Origin of the sequence: Pelagibacterium halotolerans B2 (genome assembly GCF_000230555.1) — a bacterium.
In the GTDB taxonomy this organism is placed as follows: Bacteria; Pseudomonadota; Alphaproteobacteria; order Rhizobiales; family Devosiaceae; genus Pelagibacterium; species Pelagibacterium halotolerans.
In genome coordinates, this window is record NC_016078.1 from 2,263,054 (window position 1) to 2,284,859 (window position 21,806).

The 21,806-nt window shown below is 63.1% G+C and carries 20 protein-coding genes; 3 read left to right on the forward strand and 17 right to left on the reverse strand.

The features are described from left to right. The first annotated feature begins 160 nt into the window (after positions 1-160). Positions 161-1,039: a transglutaminase family protein gene (locus KKY_RS11075; RefSeq protein WP_014131436.1), complete on the forward strand. Its 879-nt coding sequence runs from the start codon at positions 161-163 to the stop codon at positions 1,037-1,039. Here KKY_RS11075 and KKY_RS11080 read toward each other — a convergent pair. The 12 genes from KKY_RS11080 to KKY_RS11135 form a co-directional block, all read right to left on the reverse strand. Next, positions 1,036-1,773 carry an ABC transporter permease gene (locus tag KKY_RS11080; protein ID WP_014131437.1) on the reverse strand — a complete coding sequence of 246 codons (738 nt, stop codon included), beginning with the start codon at positions 1,771-1,773 and terminating at the stop codon, positions 1,036-1,038. The genes KKY_RS11075 and KKY_RS11080 overlap by 4 nt on opposite strands. Beyond that, positions 1,770-2,705 carry an ABC transporter ATP-binding protein gene (locus tag KKY_RS11085; protein ID WP_014131438.1) on the reverse strand — a complete coding sequence of 312 codons (936 nt, stop codon included), beginning with the start codon at positions 2,703-2,705 and terminating at the stop codon, positions 1,770-1,772. Before KKY_RS11085 ends, KKY_RS11080 begins: the two co-directional genes overlap by 4 nt. Further along, on the reverse strand, positions 2,702-3,853 hold the full coding sequence (locus KKY_RS11090; RefSeq protein ID WP_014131439.1) for an ABC transporter permease: 1,152 nt from the start codon (positions 3,851-3,853) through the stop codon (positions 2,702-2,704). Before KKY_RS11090 ends, KKY_RS11085 begins: the two co-directional genes overlap by 4 nt. 78 nt (positions 3,854-3,931) lie before the next feature. Further along, positions 3,932-4,837, reverse strand: coding sequence for a glycine betaine ABC transporter substrate-binding protein OsmF (gene osmF / locus KKY_RS11095; RefSeq protein ID WP_014131440.1), 906 nt, complete (start codon positions 4,835-4,837; stop codon positions 3,932-3,934). A gap of 327 nt (positions 4,838-5,164) precedes the next feature. Continuing rightward, positions 5,165-5,461, reverse strand: coding sequence for a GIY-YIG nuclease family protein (locus KKY_RS11100; protein ID WP_014131441.1), 297 nt, complete (start codon positions 5,459-5,461; stop codon positions 5,165-5,167). A 368-nt stretch (positions 5,462-5,829) separates the two neighbouring features. Beyond that, the gene (locus KKY_RS11105; protein ID WP_014131442.1) at positions 5,830-6,330 is read right to left on the reverse strand and encodes a hypothetical protein; all 501 of its coding nucleotides are present in this window, start codon (positions 6,328-6,330) and stop codon (positions 5,830-5,832) included. Beyond that, a complete protein-coding gene (locus KKY_RS11110) occupies positions 6,331-6,792 on the reverse strand; it encodes a GNAT family N-acetyltransferase (protein ID WP_014131443.1) in 462 nt (153 codons plus the stop codon). Further along, on the reverse strand, positions 6,792-7,736 hold the full coding sequence (locus tag KKY_RS11115; protein WP_014131444.1) for an ABC transporter ATP-binding protein: 945 nt from the start codon (positions 7,734-7,736) through the stop codon (positions 6,792-6,794). The genes KKY_RS11110 and KKY_RS11115 overlap by 1 nt, the downstream gene beginning before the upstream one ends. Beyond that, complete coding sequence (locus tag KKY_RS11120) at positions 7,736-8,533, reverse strand: ABC transporter ATP-binding protein (RefSeq protein ID WP_014131445.1); 798 nt, start codon at positions 8,531-8,533, stop codon at positions 7,736-7,738. Before KKY_RS11120 ends, KKY_RS11115 begins: the two co-directional genes overlap by 1 nt. Beyond that, on the reverse strand, positions 8,530-9,447 hold the full coding sequence (locus KKY_RS11125; protein WP_014131446.1) for an ABC transporter permease: 918 nt from the start codon (positions 9,445-9,447) through the stop codon (positions 8,530-8,532). Before KKY_RS11125 ends, KKY_RS11120 begins: the two co-directional genes overlap by 4 nt. 4 nt (positions 9,448-9,451) lie before the next feature. After that, positions 9,452-10,429 (reverse strand): ABC transporter permease, encoded by a 978-nt coding sequence (locus KKY_RS11130; protein ID WP_014131447.1) that lies wholly within the window; start codon positions 10,427-10,429, stop codon positions 9,452-9,454. A 70-nt stretch (positions 10,430-10,499) separates the two neighbouring features. Then, a complete protein-coding gene (locus KKY_RS11135) occupies positions 10,500-12,173 on the reverse strand; it encodes an ABC transporter substrate-binding protein (protein ID WP_014131448.1) in 1,674 nt (557 codons plus the stop codon). Positions 12,174-12,471: 298 nt separating this feature from the next. On the opposite strand from KKY_RS11135, the gene KKY_RS11140 reads away from it, so the two are divergent. After that, positions 12,472-15,906, forward strand: coding sequence for a hybrid sensor histidine kinase/response regulator (locus tag KKY_RS11140; protein ID WP_014131449.1), 3,435 nt, complete (start codon positions 12,472-12,474; stop codon positions 15,904-15,906). A 43-nt stretch (positions 15,907-15,949) separates the two neighbouring features. Next, entirely contained in the window at positions 15,950-17,857 is a 1,908-nt protein-coding gene (locus KKY_RS11145; protein WP_014131450.1) for a beta-N-acetylhexosaminidase, read from the forward strand. Here the strand turns inward: KKY_RS11145 and KKY_RS11150 are convergent. From KKY_RS11150 to KKY_RS11165, 5 genes are all read right to left on the reverse strand, one after another. After that, positions 17,849-18,544, reverse strand: coding sequence for a hypothetical protein (locus KKY_RS11150; protein ID WP_014131451.1), 696 nt, complete (start codon positions 18,542-18,544; stop codon positions 17,849-17,851). The genes KKY_RS11145 and KKY_RS11150 overlap by 9 nt on opposite strands. Before the next feature lie 53 nt (positions 18,545-18,597). After that, complete coding sequence (locus KKY_RS20525; RefSeq protein ID WP_014131452.1) at positions 18,598-18,738, reverse strand: hypothetical protein; 141 nt, start codon at positions 18,736-18,738, stop codon at positions 18,598-18,600. A gap of 85 nt (positions 18,739-18,823) precedes the next feature. Then, the gene (folD, locus tag KKY_RS11155; protein ID WP_014131453.1) at positions 18,824-19,708 is read right to left on the reverse strand and encodes a bifunctional methylenetetrahydrofolate dehydrogenase/methenyltetrahydrofolate cyclohydrolase FolD; all 885 of its coding nucleotides are present in this window, start codon (positions 19,706-19,708) and stop codon (positions 18,824-18,826) included. Between the two features lie 178 nt (positions 19,709-19,886). After that, entirely contained in the window at positions 19,887-20,735 is an 849-nt protein-coding gene (gene purU, locus KKY_RS11160) for a formyltetrahydrofolate deformylase (protein WP_014131454.1), read from the reverse strand. 110 nt (positions 20,736-20,845) lie between these two features. Then, a complete protein-coding gene (locus KKY_RS11165; protein ID WP_014131455.1) occupies positions 20,846-21,781 on the reverse strand; it encodes a MarR family winged helix-turn-helix transcriptional regulator in 936 nt (311 codons plus the stop codon). Between the last annotated feature and the right edge of the window lie 25 nt (positions 21,782-21,806).

The window sequence follows — 21,806 nt, forward strand, 5'->3', positions numbered from 1 at the left end:
CCGTCGTCATCCCGGTCTTGAGCCGGGATCCGGTAAACGGCAGCCCCTGCCGGTCGTTCGCTCGCGCTGAGCGTACTGAACCCCGGCGCAAGGCCGGGGTGACCAAGTGGGGGGTGCGGGCGATGCGCTGCCATTTTGCTCACCGCCGGGCGCCCTGACCATGCTCTACGACATCCGGCTCCAGCTCGATTATGCCTATGACGCCCCGGTTTCGGGCGGGCGGCATCTGGTACGGGTGTTTCCGGCCAATCTGCCGGGTATTCAGCGCGTGGTTGCGGCCAGCCTGACCGTCGATCCTCAACCGGCCGAACGCTCCGAATTTGTCGATTTCTTCGGCACCCGCGTGGCGGCACTCGCCTATCGCAATGCCCATGAGGCCCTCGAAATCGCCATTGCGGCGCGGGTCGAAGTGTTGCGCGGCGATCCGGGCATCGATTTCACGCCAACGCTCGAGACGCTCCATGCCGAAATCGCCGGCAACTGGGACATGGGATCGCTCTCGCCCCATCATTTCCTGAGCCCCAGCCCGCGCGTCGCCATCGATCCGGCGATCACCGCCTATGCCAGATCGAGCGTCAGGCAAGGGATTTCGGTGCGCGAGATGGCCCATGACCTCTGCCTGCGCATCCACGCCGATTTCGCCTATGACGGCGAGGCGACGCTGGTCGATACCCCGGTGACCGAAGCGTTCGGGCTGCGGCGCGGCGTGTGTCAGGATTTCGCGCATATCATGATTGCCGGCCTGCGCGGGCTGGGCGTTCCGGCGGGCTACGTCTCGGGCTTCCTGCGCACCATACCGCCCGCGGGCGAAGAGCGGCTCGAAGGCGCCGACGCCATGCACGCATGGGTGAAGGTCTGGTGCGGACGGGAAACGGGGTGGGTCGAGTTCGATCCCACCAACGCGATGTTTGCCGGGCAGGATCATATCGTCATCGGCTATGGGCGCGATTATTCCGACGTCACGCCAATCGTGGGCATGCTGCGCTCGGCGGGCGGGCAGGAAACGACACAGGCCGTGGACGTGCTCGAAGTCGGCTAGATACCGCCCATGCGGCGGGCCATGAACTTTTCCAGCCCCACGAACCCGTCATAGATCAGTACCGCCAAAGCCCCCACGATCAGCCCGCCCTGCAAGACGAAAGCAGTGTTGCCCGAAACCAGCCCGGCGATGATGACTTCGCCCAGCGTGCGCGCGGCGACGGTGGAACCGATCGTGGCGGTCGAGAGCGAAATGACCGCCGAAAGCCGGATGCCCGCAAGGATCACCGGCAGAGCCAGCGGCAATTCCACCCCCGAAAGCCGCTGCCAGCCGGTCATGCCCGTGCCGCGCGATGCCTCGCGCACCGATGGGGCCAGCGAAGTGAGCCCGGTCAGGGCGTTCTCGAAAATCGGCAGCAACCCGTATAAAAACAGCGCCACCAGAGTTGGCCCTGTGCCGAAGCCGAGCATGGGCACGGCCAGCGCCAGCACCGCGACCGGCGGAAAGGTCTGCCCGATATTGGCGATGGCGCGCGAAAGGGGCAGGAATTCCTCCCCGAACGGGCGGGTGACCAGAATGGCCAAGCCAACGGCGAACAGCGTCGCCAGCACGGTGGCGAACCCCACGATAGCGAGGTGGCTCAGGGTGAGCGAAAGAATGGTCGTCTGGGTATAGATCGGCGGCGTCCCCTCGCGCACCAGCGGCGCGAACAGCGGCGCAAAGCTCTGCGGCGTCAGGATAAACGCAACAAGCAGCGCCAGCACCGCCAGCCTTATGACGACCCCGATCTTCATTGCGGCCGCGCTGCCCGTTTTTCCAGCGCCGCGCGGGTGACGATGCCGACGGGCACGCCGTCCCTGGTTACCGGCAGAACCGGGCGCTGCGACCACAGCATTTCCGAATAAGCGTCGCGCAGCGAGAGGTGCGTATCAACCGGCGGGCCCTCGGCCTCGCCCGGTTCGACCACCGAGGAGACGTGATCGAGAGTCAAAAGCCTAAACGCCTTGTCGCCCGATCCCAGCATCGCCTCGACGAAATCGTCCACCGGATTGGCGATGATCTCCTCGGGCGAGGCGTATTGGAGAACCTTGCCCTCGCTCATCACCGCAATGCGGTCGCCCAGACGAATGGCCTCGTCCATATCGTGGGTGACAAGCACGACGGTGGTGCCCAGCCGTTGCTGGATTTCAACCAGATCGGCCTGCGCCTTGGCGCGGATGATCGGATCGAGCGCGCCGAACGGTTCGTCCATGAGCAGGACCAATGGCCCCGCCGCCAGCGCGCGGGCGACCCCGACGCGCTGTTTCTGGCCACCGGAAAGCTCATGCGGCATGCGCGAGCGGTATTGGTCGGGTTCGAGCTGGAACATCTCCAAAAGCTCGTCCACCCGCGCGGAAATCCTGTGCTTGTCCCAGCCTAAAAGGCGCGGGACGGTGCCGATATTGTGGGCGACGTCGCGATGGGGAAACAGCCCGTGCCCCTGAATGGCGTAGCCGATCTGGCGCCGCAATTCGTAGGGGGGCAGATCGTGGGTATCGCGGCCATCGATGCGGATCGTACCGGCGCTCGGTTCGACCAGCCTGTTGATCATGCGCAACAGCGTCGTCTTGCCCGAGCCCGAGGTGCCCACGATGGCGACGATTTCCCGGCTCGGAATGGAGAGCGTCACATCGTCGACGACGGCGCGGCCGTCATAGGTCTTGGTGAGATTGTCGATTTCGATCATTGTCCTGCCCTCTGGCGGCCCTGGCTCAATTCCACCCCCGCGTCGAGCACGATGGCCGCCGCGAACGCCATGGCGACGGCGGGAATCGCCCCGAGCAAAACGAGCGGCATGGCGGTTTGCGAAATGCCCTGGAACACGAAGGTGCCCAGCCCCCCGCCCCCGATCAGCCCGGCGATGACCGCCAGCCCGATATTCTGGACCAAAATGATGCGGATACCGGTGAGGATCACCGGAAAGGCCAGCGGCAGGAGGACGCCCGTCATGCGCTGGCCACTGGTCATGCCCATGCCGCGCGCCGCCTCGTTTGCATCGCGCGGCACCCCATCGAGCCCCACGACGGTGTTGGAAACGATGGGCAGCAGCGAATAGGCAAACAGCGCGAGGAAGGCCGGCGCATAACCGATGCCGCCGATCCCCAGTTCGCGCGCACCGGGCACATTGGCCCCCACCCACGCCATGGGGGCGATCAGAAGGCCGAACAGCGCGATCGAGGGGATGGTCTGGACCACATTGAGACTGCCCAGAATACCGGCCCGCACCCGGGGGATGCGGTAGCAGACAATGCCCACCGGAACCCCGATCAGCACCGCCGCGGCGACCGACCCGAAGGCGAGGAAAAGATGGATTTGCAATTGCGCAAAGAAGGCCGCCTGCCGGCCCTGATATTCCCGCATCACCGCCAGATCGTCCCACAGCCCCGACGCAAGGATGCCCCAAAGCACCGCTGCCACGGCAATGAGGATGCCCACGCGCGCGAACGGGCCGAGCCGCAGCCGGGCCAGCGCGTCGGTCGCGGCCAGCGCAAAGGCGAAGACCATGATCCACACACCCGAGCCGGGCGAAACGCGGGCATAGCTATCGCCCTCCGGGATCAAAGCGGAGGATCCCAGCCCCACGGCAACGGCCAGCGCGATCAGCGCAAGGCTGGAAACCCCGAGCCGGATGGCAAGCGGGGTCTTGAGCAGCAGGATCAACAGCGCAACACCGAGCCCGGCATAGAGCGCGATGCCGCCGGGGCCCAGCGCCTCCCAGGCGGGCACTGTCTCGCCGGGCACGATCCGGTTGGCGCGGAAGATGAGAAAGGATTGAAAGACGAGCGCGAAAATCCCCAGGGCGGCAACCACCACTCCGAGCTTGTCGATCCGCAATGAATGTGCCCCGGTCCGGGCGAGCGCCGTCAAACTGGTTGGGGCCGCGCGGGTTTTGGGGCGCGGCCCGTCCCTTTTTTAGAGGAAGCCGTTTTCGGTCAGATAGGATTCGGCGACCGCTTCGGCCGGCTCGCCTCCCACCTGCACGCGGCCGTTGAGATCCTGGAGCACTTCGAGGGTCAGGCCCTCGAACACGGGCGCCAGGATTTCCTCGATCTGCGGGTATTCTTCGAGCACGGCTTCGCGAATGATCGGCGCGGGCGCATAGACCGGCTGCACGCCCATATCGTCATCCATGACCACGAGCCCGGACGGCGCGATACCGCCATCGGTGCCATAGACCATGGCCGCATTGGCGCCGGAAGTCTGGTTGGCCGCAGCCGAAATGGTCGCCGCCGTATCGCCGCCTGAAAGCTGGATCAACTGGTCCGAACTCAACTCGAACCCATAGGCTTCCTGAAATGCGGGCAAGGCAGCCGGCGAGGTCACGAACTCGCTCGATGCGGCGAGAACGATCTCGCCGCCATCGGCGATATAGGCGCCGAAATCGGACATGGTCGCCAGCCCGTTTTCCTCGGCGACATCCGAGCGCACGGCAATGGCCCATGTGTTGTTGGCCGGCGAAGGCGTGAGCCAGACGACGCCGTTTTCCGAAAGGTCCATTTCGGCAACCCGGTCGAACCCGGCCTGCGCGTCATTCCAGACGTCCTCGTCCTCAAGACCGAAAAAGAACGCGCCATTGCCCGTATATTCGGGGTAGATATCGATCTGGCCCGCCGCGATCGCTTCACGCACGATCGGCGTTGCGCCGAGCTGGATGCGGTTTTCGGTCTCGATATCGTTGGCCTGCAGCATCTGCGCGATGATGTTGCCCAGAACGCCGCCCTCGGTATCGATCTTGGACGACACAACGACCTGCCCATAGGCAGTCGTGGTCAGCGCGGCGGCAACGGCCGCGCCAGCAATGATGGAAAGCAGTTTCACGGATTTTCTCCCGGTCTGACTCTGGTCATGGAGTTCGCCCCTTAGCCTACAGTGTAAGACCGGGATGGCCACCCCCTGAGACCAGAAATAATCGTGAACGGAATTTGTTCCGTTTGTGATGGCGGTGGGACGTCTTCTGCCGGGGTGGCGGCAGCGCCGTAGGTCCCCGCGTCGAGCGCGAGGACGACGAGGGGGAGAGGATAGTGCTAGCTGGTCAAGCTCTGAAGAGCGCTGATGCTGAGCCAGAGCGCTTGTTACTCTTCGTCGTCCTCGCGCTCGACGCGGGGACCTGCACCGCCCAAAAAGCGATGACGCCGTTCGTGCCGCTCAGAAAGGCGATTTGACGATCTCCTCCCAGAGGTCGTCCCAGTGTGGATTGACGTTTTCGATCAGTTCGAACTTCCACGCCTGGCGCCAGCTCTTCAAATTCTTCTCGCGCTGGATTGCCAGGGGCATGGTGGCATGAACTTCGTAGAAAACGAGGCGCGAAATATTGTAGCGGGACGCATGCCCCCCGGTCTGTTTTTCGCGGTGTTGGTACAGGCGGGCGATGATGTCGCTGGTCACGCCGATATAGGTCGCCCCGCGACGCCTATTGGCAATGATGTAAACATAGCCACCCATCGCGAAATTCGGACATGAGAACGGGGAGGCGTCAAGGGCGGACTTTGCCGGCGGGGGTTAGGGGCGCTGCGGGTCCCCGCGTCGAGCGCGAGGACGACGAAGAGTAATGAACGCTCCGGCTGAACATCAGCGCTCTTCAGAGCTTGACCATTGGCCTCCACCCTCTCTCCCTCGTCGTCCTCGCGCCCGACGCGGGGACCTGCTGCACCCGAAGAGCCGGTGACGCCGTTTTATAATGAACGCTCCGGCTGAACATCAGCGCTCTTCAGAGCTTGACCATTGGCCCCCACCCTCTCTCCCTCGTCGTCCTCGCGCTCGACGCGGGGACCTGCTGCACCCGAAGAGCCGGTGATGCCGTTTTATGACGCTTATGACAGGGTGCCCGATACGCCCATCCTGTACGGCAGATACCCGATAAACCCCGTGAGCTTCCACGATCCCTCGATCCGCGCCAGCGTATAGACCGACTGCCAGTCGAGGATGTCGAAGGTGCCGTCTTTCATGGCGACCTTGCCGTTGAACTTCTTGTGCGCCAGCGCGCGGTCCGCGGTGATTTCGATGTCGGTGAGTTCTGTCGCGCCGAACACGCCGGCCCGGGCGGTTTCGATTTCGGCGCGGGGTGCGAAATCGCGGGCGCCGGCCAGCCAGGAATCGCGATAGGACTCCAGCGTTGGAAAACTGATCCGCCAGTCGTCGGGATTGGCTGACGCCTTGCCGTCGATCCCCATGAAGCGGTCCGCGGCGAAGTCGGGTTCGACCATCGACCAGTCACACGCCAGAAACGCCTCGATATCGCGCGCCACCAGCATCTCCCAGATGGCATGGCGGTCGGGATCGCCCGAAAAGGGGTTGAGCGCGTAAAGGTCCATCTATTTCAGCATGTCCCTGTAGATGCCCGGTTTGGAATTGGGGATTTCGAGCGCGTCGAGTTTCTTTTTGTAGAATTCGACAGGTCCCGGATCGCCGATCACCGCGTAGGCGAAGCCCTTCTCGCGCAGATCCTCGAGCGTTCTGAACAGCAGCGCCTCCCCGATCCCCCGCCCGCGCGCGGATTCGAGCACGCCGGTCGGGCCGAAGAAACCGCGCGCCGTAACGTCGCCGCAGGCAAAGCCCAGAAGGCCCGAGGCGTCGGTGGCCAGCCACACATCGATGGGCTGGTGGGAGAAGCCGACTTCGACCTCGCTGCGCCAGTGGCGGGAGAAATGGGCCTCGACCCAATCGGCGACCAGCCCGCGCTCGGGTGGGAGCGCCCGGCGCAGGGTGGCACCTTGCCCCGATACGCGCGAATAGTCGTAGGGGGGAAGATCGTAGAGGCGAACGAGAAGGTCCATCAGGCGGCGTCCATGTCCTGGAATCTGTGGCGCACAAAATGCCCCGGCTCGACCTCGACCGGCAAGCCCGCGGGCCTGCGTGCCAGAGCCCGCACCTTTTCGATGTTCTGAGCAAACGCCTTGCCGCCATCCGCATCGGCGACGAACCGGACATTGGGATCGGGGACAGCCGAGAGCAGCACCTTGGTATAGGCGTGTTGGGGATTGGAAATCACGCTCTCCGACGGCCCCCATTCGACCACCTGCCCGCCGAACATCACCGCCGTATCCTCGGCAAGATAATGGGCGGTCGCGATATCGTGGGTGATATAGAGGAAGGTGATGCCGCGTTCTTTTTTCATGCGCTGCATCAACCCCAGCACCGATTTGCGGATCGAAACGTCGAGCATGGAGGTCGGCTCGTCCGCAACGATCAGTTCGGCCCCGACCGCCAGTGCCCGTGCCAGATTGACCCGCTGGCGCTGGCCGCCCGAAAGCTCGTGGGGATATTTTTCCAGCGTCACGGCGGGGTCCAGTTCCACATCGGCCAATACCCCCCGCACCGCATCCGCCAACCCGCTGCCGCCGAGTTTTTTGTGCAGTTTGAGGGGGCGTTCGAGATGGTGGCGGATGGTGTGAGCCGGATTGAGCGCGGCAAACGGGTCCTGAAACACCATCTGCACCGCCTGCGAATAGGCGAGTTCCTCGGACCGGCCGTGAATATCGGCGATATTGCGGCCCTTGAAGCGAACCTCGCCTTCCGAGAGCCGAAACAACCGGGTGACGGCGCGCCCGATTGTCGATTTGCCCGAGCCGGACTCCCCCACGATGGCGAGCGCCCTGCCCTTCTGGATCGACAGCGAGACATTGCGCATGGCAACGACCTCCTTGGCCGCGCCGAACATGGGCTTGAGATGAAAGACTTTCGACGCATTGTCGATTTCGAGAAGCGGTGTGTCGGACATCAGCTTGCCTCCCTCACGGCTATTTTGGGCATCGCATCCCAGAGTTTGCGCGTGTAGTCGTGCTGCGGGTCGGAAACGATGGAGGCGGTCGAAGCGTGTTCGACGATCTCGCCCTCCAGCATCACCGCGATCCGGTCGGCAAACTGGCTCATGAGCGCCAGATCGTGGGTGATGAACAGGATGGAGAACCCGAACCGGGCCTTGAGCGCCATGATTTCCTGCAGGATTTCGCGCTGCACCACCACATCGAGCGCCGTGGTGGGCTCATCCATGACAATCAGCTTGGGATTGAGCGCCAGCGCCATGGCCAGAACGACCCGTTGGCGCATGCCGCCCGAAAGCTGGTGCGGATAATCGTCGAGCCGTGCGGCAGGGATGCCGACCAGAGCCAACAGCTCTTCGGCCCGCGCCCGGATTTCCGGCCGTGAAAGGCCAGTGTGCCGCGCCAGCATATCGCGGAACTGCTCGAACAGGGTCAGCACCGGATTGAGCGAATTCATGGCGCTCTGGAACACCATGGACACCGACGACCAGCGCCATTTTTCAAGCTTTGCCGCCGGCATGGCGAGAACGTCGGTGCCATCGATCGTGATGGTGCCTTTGGAGATGATGGCGGGCGGGCGATGCAGGCGCATGAGCGAAAACGCGATCGTCGATTTCCCGCAGCCCGACTCTCCGGCCAGCCCCATGACCTCGCCCTGCCCGATGTCGAAATCGACGTTCCTGACGGCGGTGAACAGCCCCTTGCCGGTGAGATAATCGACCTGCAATCCGCGAACCGAAACCAGAGCGCTCATTGTGCCGCCTCCAGCTTGCCCGCCGCGCGCTGGCGGTCGAGCTTTTCCTGTGCCTTTGCCGCCGCCGCAATGGTGCCGAGCGTGCGCAGGCGTGGATTGGAGATTTCATCGACCCCGAAATTAAGCAGCGAAAGCCCGATGCCGATACCGGCCACCGCGACGGCGGGCGCCAGCACCTCCCACCACGCCCCCACGGTGATCGCCGAGGAATTTTGCGCGTGATAGAGCATGGTGCCCCACGAAACCGACATGGGATTGCCAAGGCCAAGGAATTCGAGCGTTGCCTGGGTGATGATCGTGTAGGTCACCGAGCCGATGAAATTGAACCCGATGATCGAGAGCAGATTGGGCAGCAATTCCACAAAGATCATCCGATGGGCCGGTTCGCCGATCAACTCGGACGCCTGGATATATTCGCGTTGCCGCAACGTCATCGTCTGGGCGCGCGTGACGCGTGCCCCCCACGCCCATGAGGTGACGCCAATGATGATGGCGATGACGAAAGGCGAGGTCTGGCCCACAAAGGCCGCGATGACCAGCAGCAACGGAAGCTGGGGGATGACGAGGACGACATTGGTGCAGAAATTGATGATCTCATCGATCAGCCCGCCGAAATAGCCCGCGGCGATCCCCAGAACGGTGCCGATGACGACGACCAGCAGCCCGGCGAAGAACCCGACGGCCAGCGAGGTGCGCGTGCCATAGATCAATTGCGCAAAGACATCGCGGCCCATGCGCGTCGTGCCCATCAGCGTTTCGGCATCGGGCGGCGTGTGGGGACGTCCCACCCGGCCCATCGGGTCTGCACTAAGGATCATCGGTCCGAAAATGGCGACGGCGACATAGGCGAGGACGATAACAAGGCCGATGGCCGCCTTGCGGTTGCGCAGGAAGACTTTGAAGGTTTCAAACATCGTCTCAGGCCCTCCGCAGCCGCGGGTCGAGCAGCACATAGGCCAGATCGACGATGAGGTTGGCGGTGAGGATGGCCAGCGTCATGATGAGCAACTGGCCCTGGATCAGCGGATAATCGCGGGTGACGATGCCGATATAGAGCGTCTGGCCCAGGCCGGGATAGTTGAACACCACCTCGGTGACCAGCGACCCGCCAAGGATGGCGCCCAGCGTCAGCCCCAGGGAGGTGACCGAGGGCAAAAGCGCGTTGCGGGCGGCGTAATTGAATTTCACCCGGCGTTCGGACAGCCCCTTGGCGAGCCCCATGATCACATGGTCCTCGCCCAATTGCCCGATCATGTTGTTGCGCATGGTGACGAGATACCCGCCCACGAAAACGATCATCAGCGAAATGACCGGCATCAGCGCGTGGACAAAGACCGAGCTGATATAGGTCCAGGTGAACCCCGGATCGAGACTGGGGTTAAAGGCGTATCCGGTCGGCAGCCAGCGCAGAGCCACCCCGAAGACAAACAGAGCGACAATGGCGATCACCACGGGCGGGATGGCTTGCAGCGCCAGCGAAGCGGGGGTGATGACCGCATCGAGAGGCCCACCGCGCTTCCAGGCGGCAAAAATGCCCATCAGTGTGCCAAAGGCAAAGGCGAGAACCGTCGCGCACCCGGCCAGCAGCAGCGTCCAGGGCAGCGCATAGCCAAGCCGTTCGTTGACGGTCTGGGGAAAAAAGCGGATCGAATAGCCCAGATCTCCGGTAAAGACCGATTTGAGATAGGCGAAATACTGCTCATGCAGCGGGCCTGTCGCGAACCCGAAGGTTTCGATCAGCGCGGCCCGCGCTTCGGGGGGAATTGTCGTTTGCGCCTGGGCGAACATGATGTCGATGGGATTGCCCGGCATCAGTCGCGGCAGCATGAAATTGATCGTGGCGGCGACGAAGAACGCCACGATGTAAAAGCCCAGACGGCGCAGGATGAAGGCCATTGTCTCTCTCCGCTGTCGAAAAGGAAAGGCGGCGCGGCCCACAATCGGGCCGCGCCGTTCGGAGGGAGGATCAGTCTTCGACCGGCCGCAGGGCCAGAAGATGCAGCAGGCGCTCGGGCACGCCCGAATAGACCACCGGCCGCGCGACGGGGTTGTCGGCGTTGAAGAACCCGGTGAACCGCGCCGTGTTGTATTCGTACCAGAGCGGATTGTTGAACACGTTGATGAGCGGCATGTCCTCTGCGATCAGCATCTGGATTTCGTTCATCAGTTCGGTCTGCTCGGCTTCATCCGTCGTCCCGTTGAACGCATCGAGCGCCGCGTCGAGTTCGGGATTGGAATAGCGCGACGACTGGAAGCGGCTCTGGCCGATGTGCCGCGAATGTAGCGACTGGTCCATGAAGTAGTGCGGGGTCACCCCGGTGGTCACCGAGTTGATGGCCGCCTGATAGTCGCCGGCGATCAATTGGTCGGTCCAGGCCGGGCTTTCCGGCGTCTGCATGGAAGCGTTGATGCCAAGTTCGTTCAGGCCCTCGACGGCAAGCTGAACGGTGTTGACCCAATCGGTCCACCCGTTGGGAACGATGATCGAAAACGCGATCGGCTCGCCGCTCGGGCTGTCGATGAACCCGTCGCCATCGGCGTCCGCATACCCGGCCTCTTCGAGCAGCGCGCGGGCGCCCTCGATATCGAACTGGGTGTACGCCCCGTATTCGGCTTCGACTTCAGGATTGTTCCAGGAGTGATACGCCCGGCCAAGGCCCGAGGGATAATCGTTCACCGTCGGATAACCATAACCGGCGATATCGACCATGGCCTGGCGGTCCATGGCCATCGAGAAGGCGCGGCGGAACGCGACGTCGTTGAACGCTTCATCGAGGCCGGGTTCGTCGGTTTCCATGTTGAGCGAGAAATAGACCGGCGAGCCGGCGGGGAACCAGTAGCCGTGATTGTCCGGATCGGTGCCCACATAGGTGCGCTCGATATCGGGCAGGAACGAGCCGAACCAGTCGAGCTCGCCATTGGCGGCGGCGGTCAGAACCTGATCGTTGTTGGCGAGTTGGGGCAGGCGGACACAATCGACATGCAGGCTTTCCGCGTCCCAGTAATTGGGGTTGGCGCACTGGATGTATTCCTGCGGCGTGAAGCGCTCGATTTCGGTGAGCGGGCCCGAACCCACAGTGGTGTTGTTCGAATAGGTCACCGGATCGCCCACTTCGGCCCAGATGTGCTCGGGCACCGGATAGACCTGCACGAGCTGGTAGATCAGCCCCGCATCGATCTCGTTCATCCTGATTTCGACGGTGCGCTCGTCGACGGCGGTGACGCTTTCGAGCTTGGGCCACACGGCGCGGGCGTCGAGAGCGGGATACTCCTTCATGAGATCGAAGGTGAAGGCCACATCGTTTGCCGTGAGCGGCATGCCGTCCGACCAGGTCAGCCCTTCGCGCAGCGTGAAGGTGAGGGTCAGAAGATCGTCGGAATATTCATACGATTCCGCCAGCCGGTATTCGGGCGTTCCGCCCTGCAGGGCGTTGAAGATCACCAGCGGCTCATACATGAAATCGATGACCGTGGGCAGAACGGTGGTGGTGTTGAACGGGTTGTAGTTCTCGACCCACGCAGTCAATTGCTGAGGCACGATGGTGAGGATGGCGCGATCGTCGTCCTGCGCCTGGGCCATGCCTGCGGGCAGGACCAGAACGCTGGCGAGCAGCGCGCCTTTGAAGAAATTGGTGGTCATTGCGGTTGAACTCCCTCCGGTTGCACCGCGACCCCTTCGCCGCGGCTGACAGATGTTCCCTCCCCGACGGCACATGCGCCGGGATACGCCGAAAAGCGCGGGGTCCATTGTGAGGGGGAGAGACAGGGGGCTGTCACGGGTGCTTTTCCGTCAATTGCGCACCCAAAACCGGCAAAACCGTCAAAATCGAAATTAAGGGGTGTGACCGGCTTTATGTATTCTACCATGGTCATATGAATAGACGATGTCACAGGCTGGAGCGAGGGTCTCCGGGCTGGAGGGGAAGGGAGAAACCAGGATGGGCGCGTTTGGGCTGGCACCGAAGGGCTTTCGCGGCCGCCTGTTCGCGATCCTTATCGCCATCACCACCATTCCGCTGGTCCTGACCGCGACGGTGTTCTTTTCCATCCTCAACGCCAATGTCGAGGAGGAAACCTTTGCCCGTCTCGCCTTCGTTCGCGACGCCAAGCGCTCCGAACTCGACCAGTATCTCACCTTCGCCTTCCGGCAGGCCGATTCCCTGACCAAATCGAACGCCGTCCGTTATTCGATCGGCGATTTCTATGGCTTTTCCTACGCCTTCCGCCAGATCGATCCCGATCCCGAACAGGCCCGCGACGTTCTGCGAACCATTTTCGGCATTAACGGTGCGGCCCCGGCGGGCAATGGAGCGTTTTTGCCCGATACCGACGCGATGGTCTCCAACGCGCTCGAATACGCCAACGCCCACCAGCGCTTCCACGAGGAATATTCGAGCTTCATCCGCTCGGCCGAATTCGACAATCTCTATCTGGTCAACACCGATGGGCGCGTCGTCTATTCGGTCGAAAAGGACGCCTATCTCGGCGGTGACCTCGATGGCGAACTGGCAGACAGCACCCTGGGACAACTGGCCGCCGCAACCCTTGCCGGCACCGATCCGATCCGGGTCTCAGATTTTGCGCTCGACCCCCAGACCGGGACGTTCGGCGCCTATGTCGCGGTGCGCGTGGAATTCTATCAACGCCCGCGCGGCGTCGCCATCTTCCGCCTGCCCGCAAGCGGGGTCGGGTCCATCGTCCAGTCCCAGGAAGAGGAAACAGGCAATTTCTACATGATCGCCGGCAATGGCCGGCTGGTTTCCGCGCCCTCGGGCTATGACCTTGCTATCGGGGAAATCGTCCCGGCGCCCGAAACCGATCAGCCCGCCATCTCCACCGCCCTGGTCGGAGAGGGCCTCTCGGGCGGACGCGCTTTGGCGGCGTGGGGGCCGGTCAATTTCGGCGACACCCAATGGGCGCTGGTCGCCGAAGTGCCCACGAGCACGGCCTTTGCCAATTCCGAAGCGCTGACACGCTTTGTGCTGATGATCGCCGCCATCGCCCTGCCCATCCTGTTCTGGGTGGCCTATATGCTCTCGCGCACCATGACCGCGCCGCTGCAAAAGCTGACAGACGTGGCAGAATCGATTGCCGCGGGCGATCTGGAACGGACGATGCCCAGCGTCGAACGGCCAACCGAATTGGGCCGCCTCGCCGAGAGCTTCAAGCGCATGCGCGACGCCATCCGCGCCCAGCTATCCCTGATCGGGCAAAAGAACGTCGAACTCGAACGTCACGTCAAACTGATCGAGGAAAAAAACGCTGCGCTCGAAGAGGCCGACCGGCTGAAAGACACGTTCGTCGCCAACACGAGCCACGAATTGCGCACCCCATTGAACGGCATCATCGGCATTTCCGAAACGCTCTCGGCCGGCGCGGTTGGCGAATTGACCCCGCCCCAGCGCAGCCAGCTCGACCTCATCAGCTTTTCGGCCCGCCGCCTGTCTCGGCTTGTCGACGATCTCATCGACATCTACCGCATTCGTCAGGGCCGCATGCGCCTCGACATCCACCCGGTCCATGTGGCGACCTCGATCCGCAACGTCATGCAGCTTGCCGAACCGCTGCTGCGGGGCGAGCCGGTGACGCTCGAGGTCGATATTCCCGAGACCATCCCCTATGTGATGGCCGATCCGGTGCGCTTCGAGCAGGTGCTCTATAATCTGCTGGGCAACGCCATCAAATACACCGACCAGGGGTCGATCTCGATCACCGCATGGCGGGCCGGAGACACCGTTGCCGTGGCCGTCACCGATACCGGTGTCGGCATTGCGCCCGACAGTCTCGAGCGCATTTTCCAGCCGCTCGAACGCGGCGAAAGCCCCGAAATGATCGCCAAGCCCGGCGGCGCGGGACTGGGCCTGACCATCGCCCGCCAACTGGCCAGCGCCATGCACGGCAAGCTGGCCGCGCAATCGGACCTCGGCAAAGGTTCGCGCTTCGTCCTTGAGGTCCCGGTCGCCGAAACCGAAGCCACAGAAGCGGAAATCCTCACCTATGGCGAGCGCAGCGATGGCTTGCGCGAAACCATGGGCATGCTGCTCGCCGACACCGCCGAAATGAACGCCGCCAATGCAAACGAGGCCCCGGTGATCCTCGTTGTCGACGACGAACCGATCAACATCCAGGTGTTGCGCAACGTGCTGGCGCCCCAGGGCTATATCGTGCGCGCCGCCGAAAACGGCATGGACGCCTTGGCATCGATTGAAAACCACAAGCCCGACCTCGTGGTGCTCGACGTGATGATGCCGCAGATGGGCGGGCTCGAAGTCGCCAAACGCCTGCGCGATCGCTATGGGCTGCTCGATCTGCCCATCATCATGGTCACCGCCCGCTCGCGCACGCGCGACGTGATCGCCGGGTTCGAGCACGGCGCCAACGATTATGTGGTCAAACCTTTCGTCAAGGACGAGTTGCTGGCCCGCATCGCAACGCTGCTCGAAGCGGGCCGCGCCCGTGGCACGGCGCGTGAAAACATCGAACTGAAATCGGAAATCGAGCGCCGCGTGCAGGTCGAGGACGCCCTGCGGCTCTCCCAGCAGCGCATGGCACGGCTGCTCGATACGCTCGAAGCGGGCCTGCTGGGGGTCAGCGAAACCGGCCGCATCACCTATGCCAACCAGGCCGCCGCCGTGCTTGCCGGCCGTGTCATCGACCCCGGCAAGACGCTGCTGAGCGATCTTTTGACCCCCACAATGGTCGACGCCATGACCCGCACCATTGCCGATGAAGGCCGCGTGGCGCTCGACGAGGTGCCCATGGGGCGCTCGGGCAATCCGGTGCTGCTCAACGCTTTCGAGATCGACGCCGATGCGGGGGGCGGGTTTGCGCTTGTCATCACCCCCGATACGGCCGAAACCCGCCAGCAGACCGACCATCTGGTGCGCTCGGTGCAGGGCGTGCTCGATACCGTCGGGCCGGTGCTGATCGAACAGCAGGCAGCACCCGCAACCCCCGCAACACCGGACGCCGCGCCGCTTCCGGGCAAGGAGATTTATCGCGAAACCATAGTGGCGGTGATGACCCAATCGATTGCCCTCTGGCGCCGCGCCAAGGGCGGCTCGAAGATCGACTTCGCTGAAAAGAGCGGCGTCTGGCGCGTCAATCTCGACCGCTCCTCGCTGCAGGCGAGAACGCTCGACAAATATCTGCTGATCGAAACCCTTCCCGCCAATCCGCGCTGGCGCGACGTGATCCAGACCGCCGAGTTTGTCCTGTCCGATATCGAAACCCAGATCGGCCAGAACGAAGAGCTCACCGCCCAATATGAAAACCTGCGCACCCTTGCCCAGACGCTACGCGACCTGGTGCGCGAACACATCCTCCCCAAGCCCCGGGTAGAAACCGAAACCGCAGGCGTCCAGGACGCCTGATCGAGCCCCCCACAACCCCCCCGATCATGCAAAGGCTGCAACCATGCCCACGCCCTCGTTCCGCCTCGAAGCGGACTGGAACCCTGAAATCGCAACGCCCGGCCAGCTCACCATAACCCTGGTCAATACCGGGGATCATCCGGTCCAGGATTTTGCCCTCGGCGTCACCTCCCTGTTCCGCATCAAGCCCGACAGCACCATCGAGGGCGCGCGATTGCTCGAGCAATTGTCCAATTACCACCTGCTCGCTCCCGAGGAGGGCTTCATTCTCGAACCCGGCGGACGCTGGGAAATCGTGGCGAAACAGATTTCCCACACCCTGCGCCACTATACCTACGGGCCAAAGTCGGCCGTCGTAACGCTGGCCGACGGTACGATGGTGCTGCCGGAAATCGCCCCGATGACCCTGAAGGGCGAGGCAGGCGCGCCCACCATCGTTCACCCGGCCCGCCGGCCCTTGCCTGAAGGCGAAACGACGATCGGCGTCATCCCCTTCCCCGCCGCCGTGGAGGTCACCGGCAATTCTGTGCCGGCCATGATCGGCTTTGGCGAAGGCCCCGAGATCGCTTACGACGCCTATGAAACAACGGCCGATCTGGCCCGCCGCCTGTTTAGGGGCGAAACCCTGTTCGGGGACGGTCTGCCGGTCCAATGCGTGACCGAAGCACGGCTTGGCGAAGGCGCCTACGAGATCGTCTTCGGGGAAGCCGTGACGCTTCGAGCGGGCGATGCCGATGGTTTCCAGCACGGTTTCATCACCCTGGGCCAGATGCTGCGCGGCGCGCAGAAACACCCCGAGGATTTCATCTTCCCCACCTCGGGCACCATATCGGATGCCCCGCGCTTTGGCTGGCGTGGCAGCCATCTCGACGTGGCGCGTCAGGTGTACACAACCGACGAGATCATCGCCTTCCTCGACACCATGGCCTGGAACAAGCTCAACCGCTTCCACATCCACCTCAACGACGATGAGGGCTGGCGGCTCGACGTGCCCGGCTATCCCGAGCTTGCCGAAAAGGCCGCATGGCGCGGCCCCGGCGAAATCCTGCCGCCCCTGCTCGGTTCGCCCTTCGAAAAACACGGGCTGGTCTATCGCGCCGCTGACGTGACAGCCATGGTCGAACACGGGCTGAGCCTGGGCATCCAGACCATCCCCGAAATCGATATTCCCGGTCATTGCTATTGCGTGCTCAAGGCCCTGCCCCAGCTTGCCGATCCCGACGAGACCGGCATCTACCGCTCGGTGCAGTATTTCCCCAACAACGCGCTCAATCCCGCTTTGGATGAAACCTATAAGTTCCTCGAAGCGGTCATAAAGACGCTGGTCGATCTGTTTCCAGCCAAATGGATCCATATCGGGGGTGACGAGGTTGCCGACGAAGCCTGGGCCGGATCGCCCCAGGCCAAATCCCTGCAGGGACCGAATGGCTGGCAGGGCACGTTCGAGCTGCAGAGCCATTTTTTAAAGCAGATCCAGTCCCTGCTGAAAAAATACGGCAAGGACACCGGCGCGTGGGAAGAAGCGGCGCTGGGCGGCGGGGTCGACCAGGACCGCTCCTATCTCGTTGCCTGGAAGAAATCGGAAAGCGGGCGCGATCTGGCAATCGCCGGCTATGACGTGGTGCTCGCCCCGGCCGAACACGCCTATTTCGACATGGCCCAATCGACCGAGTGGTGGGAGCCGGGCGCGAGCTGGGCGGGCACGGTTTCGGTTGAAACCTGCTACGCCTTCGATCCGGCCCACGACTGGCCGGCCGAGGTGCAGGACAAACTGGTCGGCGTCCAATCATGCCTGTGGAGCGAAAACCTCGCCAATCGGGCTCTCTTCGATCACCTGACCTATCCACGCCTGTCGGCCATCGCCGAAACCGCATGGAGCCCGCGAGAAGCCAAGGATTTCGCGCGTTTCATGGCCATCCAGACGCTGATGCCCAAGGCCAATCTAGGCTAGGGCCAAAAGGCCGGCGCACAGCCCCGCGCCCAAAAGGAAGGGCATGACCTGCCCTTCCCGGCTGGCCGGCAGTTCCTGCTTTAAAATGTTGAGGATCATGCCCCCGGCCAGAAGCGCGAACGCCATGCCCGAAACGGTGGCGGGAAATTCGAAAAGTTCCCCCGCCGCCCATCCGGCAAGTACCGACCCCGCCATGACCCAGCGCCCGATCCTGTCGTAAAGCGCCTCGTGCCGGCGCCGGAATTCGGTATCGAGGACGAGAATGTGCAGGCCGAGCACCAGGAAATAGAACACCTCCTGTATCGGGTCCTTGTCCCCGCGGTGCTGGAGGAAATAGCCAATCAGCGCAAAATAGAGCGAGAAGCCCGCCATGTGCACGGCGAACCCGGCCCGGCCCCGCATGCGCCTGGAGTGGCTGAGATAGGATTCGAGCCCATAATAGATGCAGGTCCCGGCCAGCAGCACCGGATAGAGAAAAGCCTCATGGGCCGCCTGCGTGCTGTCCTCGATCCGCAGCCGGTGGTAGCCGATTTCGGGCAGCAGGTGGACGAACACATAGGCGGTGGCCGCCCCGCCGGCAAAACTGAGCCCGGCAGGCTGGCGCAACCGCGAACCGATACCCAGCCGTCCCGCAAAAATGCAGATCAGCGCAAATCCCATCGCGCTCAGGGCAGCCAGACCATTCATGCCAACCCAATGCGCCGGGACGGCCGATGGTTCAAACGCCCCTGGCCCGGCCCCTATTTGCGCCGCAGCGCCAGTTCCTCTTCGCCAGTGATCGCCCGTGCACCCGCAATCCGGTCGGCATAGAAAAGCGCCAGCCAGAACGTGGCGAACGCGGCCGTGATTGCGGCGACGAAAAGCGTGGTTTGAAAGGGCATATCGGCCTCCATCGATTAAATGACGGAGCTGTTATGCGCCTGTTTTTGCTCGGTTTAATTGATCCAGATCAACCCCACAGGGACGTCAGGAAACACTCTGCTCGGCGGCCTTGAGGGTGTTGGCCATCAGCATGGCTATGGTCATCGGCCCCACCCCGCCCGGTACCGGCGTGATCGCCCCGGCATGAACCGACGCGGCGGCAAAATCGACGTCGCCGACCAGCCGCGTCTTGCCCTCGCCCTTTTCCGGGGCGGCGATGCGGTTGATGCCCACATCGATGACCGTCGCGCCGTTTTTGATCCAGTCGCCCTTGATAAATTCCGGTCGCCCGATCGCGGCGACAACGATATCGGCACTGCGGCACAGGCCCGGCAGATCGCTTGTGCGCGAATGGGCGATGGTGACCGTGGCATTGGCATGCTGGAGCAGCGCGGCGACCGGGCGCCCGACGAGGTTGGACCGCCCGACGACCACGGCGTTAAGCCCCGAAATCCCGTCGGGATAGACGGTTTCCAGCAGTTCCATGCAGCCCTTGGGCGTGCAGGGCACCAGCGTCTTTTCCACCTGTCCCGAGGCCAGCCGGCCGATGGACACGTCGTGCAGTCCGTCAACATCCTTGGCCGGATCGAGTGCGCCGATGGTGGTGCGCTCGTCAAGATGGCCCGGCAGGGGCAGTTGCACGAGAATGCCGTGAATCGCCGGATCGGCATTGAGCGTTGCGATCAGCGCCAGAAGGTCGTCCTGCGTCGTATCGGCAGCAAGGGTGTGCTGGACCGAATGGAACCCGCATTCCTTGGCCATCCGGCCCTTGGAGGCCACATAGACCTGGCTTGCCGCATCCTCGCCCACCAGCACGACGGCAAGACCCGGCGGCATGCCGTTGGCCGCAGTAAACGCCGCGGCGCCCGCCTTGACCCGCTCGATTGCCGAAGCGGCCACGGCTTTTCCATCGATAATTTTCGCGGTCATGGGGTCGCTCCGTTCAAAAGTCACATTTTCAGTTCGTGGAAGCTCAAGCACTGGATTCCGGCAATAAATGCCGGAATGACAGATGGAGTTTGAGGCAGCGTCGTCGCTCCCCCAACCTGTCACCCCGGGATTTATTCCCGGGGTCCAGCGAGCCTAAACCAAAAGCTCCATCGCCCACCTAAGCAAACACCACTGTCTTGTGCCCGTTGAGCATGACGCGGTTTTCCAGATGGCTCTTGACCGCCCGCCCCAGAACCCGGCTCTCGATATCGCGGCCCACCGCGATCAGATCGTCCGGGCTCATGGCATGGGTCACCCGCGCCGTTTCCTGCTCGATGATCGGGCCCTCGTCGAGGTCGGGGGTCACGTAATGGGCCGTCGCGCCGATGATTTTGACACCGCGCTCATGGGCCTGATGATAGGGCTTTGCGCCCTTGAACGAGGGCAGGAACGAATGGTGGATATTGATGATCTTGCCGAACAGGCGCGTTGAAAGCTGGTCGGAAAGGATCTGCATATAGCGCGCCAGCACCACGAGATCGGCATCGGCCGCCTTGATGATTTTGAGCACCTCGGCTTCCTGTTCGGCTTTCTGGCCCTTGGCCATGGGCAAATGGTGGAAGGCGATGCCTTCAGCCTCGGCGATGACGCGGGCATCCTCGTGGTTGGAAACGATCGCGGCGACTTCGGCCCGCAATGCGCCCACCTTGATCTGGTAGAGAAGATGGAGCATGGCGTGGTCGAATTTGGAGACCAGAATGATGATGCGCGGCACGCGCGCCTCGTCGATCACCGCCGTTTTCATCTCGAACCGCTCGATCACCGGTTTGAGCGCCCGCTCGACAGCATCCTTGTCCACGCCATCGGGCGCCGTGAACCCGATGCGCATGAAGAACTTGTCGGTATCCTTGTCCCAGAACTGGTTGGATTCAGCGATATTGGCGCCAAGGGAGAACAATTCGCTCGTCACGCCGGCAACGATCCCGGGCTTGTCGGCACAGGACAAAGTGAGGATGAAATCGTGCATGCGCGGATAGGCCCCCGGGCGGCGTGAACTCTGCGGGGTTCATAAGAGGTTGGAGTCAAGATGTCGAGACGGACGTAATAGGGAAAGGCCCCCTCACCCGCCACTTCGCGTTATGGCCGCCTGCGCACGAAACGCTGTTCGGTCATCGGCTTGCCCCATTGTTCGCCCCGCCATTCATCCACACAGGTAAACCCGTGCGCCTCGTAAAGATGGCGGGCCGCGGCGAGCCCGGCCACCGTCCAAAGATGCGTCTCGGCAAACCGTTTCTGGTCGGCAAAGGCAAGCGCCGCCGCCAGCAGTCTCCGGCCCACGCCACCGCCCCGTACACCATCGCCAACGATGAACCAGCGCAGATGGGCGATGCCCGGCCCCAGATCGTCGCCGTCGATGGCGACGGAGCCGACGATTTCGCCGCCGCGCATGGCGAGCCAGAGCCCGTTTCGCCCATTGCCGAAACGTCCGCAAAAATCGGCCAGCCCCTCGGCCACCCGCGATTCGAACACGCGCCCAAACCCCGAGCTTCGTGCATAATAGAGCGCGTGCATTTCGGTGATCCGGCCGATGACGCCCGGCCGGTAGCCCCTGACGATCTCGATATCGTCGGCCATTGCATTCTTGTGCCCCAGCGCCGACGCATAAAGCGCCAGCCCATCGGCAACGATCCGCTGCCGCTCAGAGGTCAATCGCCCCAACGCTTCGGAAACCTGTTGTTGGGCATGGGAATGGATGGCCGCCAGACGCACGCGCCCCGCAGCGCCCAGATACAGCCGCTTGGCGCGACCGTCCTCGCTATCGGCGCGCTCGACGAGATCTCCCGAAGCCACCAGCTTGGCCAGCATACGGCTGACGCTCGATTTTTCCAGCCGCAAATGCTCGGCCAGCGCCCGCGCAGTGATGCCCTCATCGGCCTCGATCTCGATCAGAGCGTGAACCGCCGATGGCGAAAGATCGGTGCCTGCGAACGGCCCGCCCATGAACCCCAGCTCGCGCACCAATCTGCGTGATGATGCGCGGACGCTGTCGATTGTGGAGCCGGGCACGGTCATGGCTGGCCTCATAAAGTTGTATGAT

Bases quoted from the DNA above. Each gene is read 5' to 3' on its own strand.
- KKY_RS11080 (WP_014131437.1), bottom strand. From the start codon at position 1,773: ATGAAGATCGGGGTCGTCATAAGGCTGGCGGTGCTGGCGCTGCTTGTT.
- KKY_RS11145 (WP_014131450.1), top strand. From the start codon at position 15,950: ATGCCCACGCCCTCGTTCCGCCTCGAAGCGGACTGGAACCCTGAAATC.
- folD (WP_014131453.1), bottom strand. From the start codon at position 19,708: ATGACCGCGAAAATTATCGATGGAAAAGCCGTGGCCGCTTCGGCAATC.
- KKY_RS11100 (WP_014131441.1), bottom strand. From the start codon at position 5,461: ATGGGTGGCTATGTTTACATCATTGCCAATAGGCGTCGCGGGGCGACC.
- KKY_RS11115 (WP_014131444.1), bottom strand. From the start codon at position 7,736: ATGTCCGACACACCGCTTCTCGAAATCGACAATGCGTCGAAAGTCTTT.
- KKY_RS11140 (WP_014131449.1), top strand. From the start codon at position 12,472: ATGGGCGCGTTTGGGCTGGCACCGAAGGGCTTTCGCGGCCGCCTGTTC.
- KKY_RS11135 (WP_014131448.1), bottom strand. From the start codon at position 12,173: ATGACCACCAATTTCTTCAAAGGCGCGCTGCTCGCCAGCGTTCTGGTC.
- KKY_RS11130 (WP_014131447.1), bottom strand. From the start codon at position 10,429: ATGGCCTTCATCCTGCGCCGTCTGGGCTTTTACATCGTGGCGTTCTTC.
- KKY_RS11110 (WP_014131443.1), bottom strand. From the start codon at position 6,792: ATGGACCTTCTCGTTCGCCTCTACGATCTTCCCCCCTACGACTATTCG.
- KKY_RS11085 (WP_014131438.1), bottom strand. From the start codon at position 2,705: ATGATCGAAATCGACAATCTCACCAAGACCTATGACGGCCGCGCCGTC.
- KKY_RS20525 (WP_014131452.1), bottom strand. From the start codon at position 18,738: ATGCCCTTTCAAACCACGCTTTTCGTCGCCGCAATCACGGCCGCGTTC.
- KKY_RS11150 (WP_014131451.1), bottom strand. From the start codon at position 18,544: ATGAATGGTCTGGCTGCCCTGAGCGCGATGGGATTTGCGCTGATCTGC.
- KKY_RS11125 (WP_014131446.1), bottom strand. From the start codon at position 9,447: ATGTTTGAAACCTTCAAAGTCTTCCTGCGCAACCGCAAGGCGGCCATC.
- KKY_RS11165 (WP_014131455.1), bottom strand. From the start codon at position 21,781: ATGACCGTGCCCGGCTCCACAATCGACAGCGTCCGCGCATCATCACGC.
- KKY_RS11120 (WP_014131445.1), bottom strand. From the start codon at position 8,533: ATGAGCGCTCTGGTTTCGGTTCGCGGATTGCAGGTCGATTATCTCACC.
- purU (WP_014131454.1), bottom strand. From the start codon at position 20,735: ATGCACGATTTCATCCTCACTTTGTCCTGTGCCGACAAGCCCGGGATC.
- KKY_RS11075 (WP_014131436.1), top strand. From the start codon at position 161: ATGCTCTACGACATCCGGCTCCAGCTCGATTATGCCTATGACGCCCCG.
- KKY_RS11105 (WP_014131442.1), bottom strand. From the start codon at position 6,330: ATGGACCTTTACGCGCTCAACCCCTTTTCGGGCGATCCCGACCGCCAT.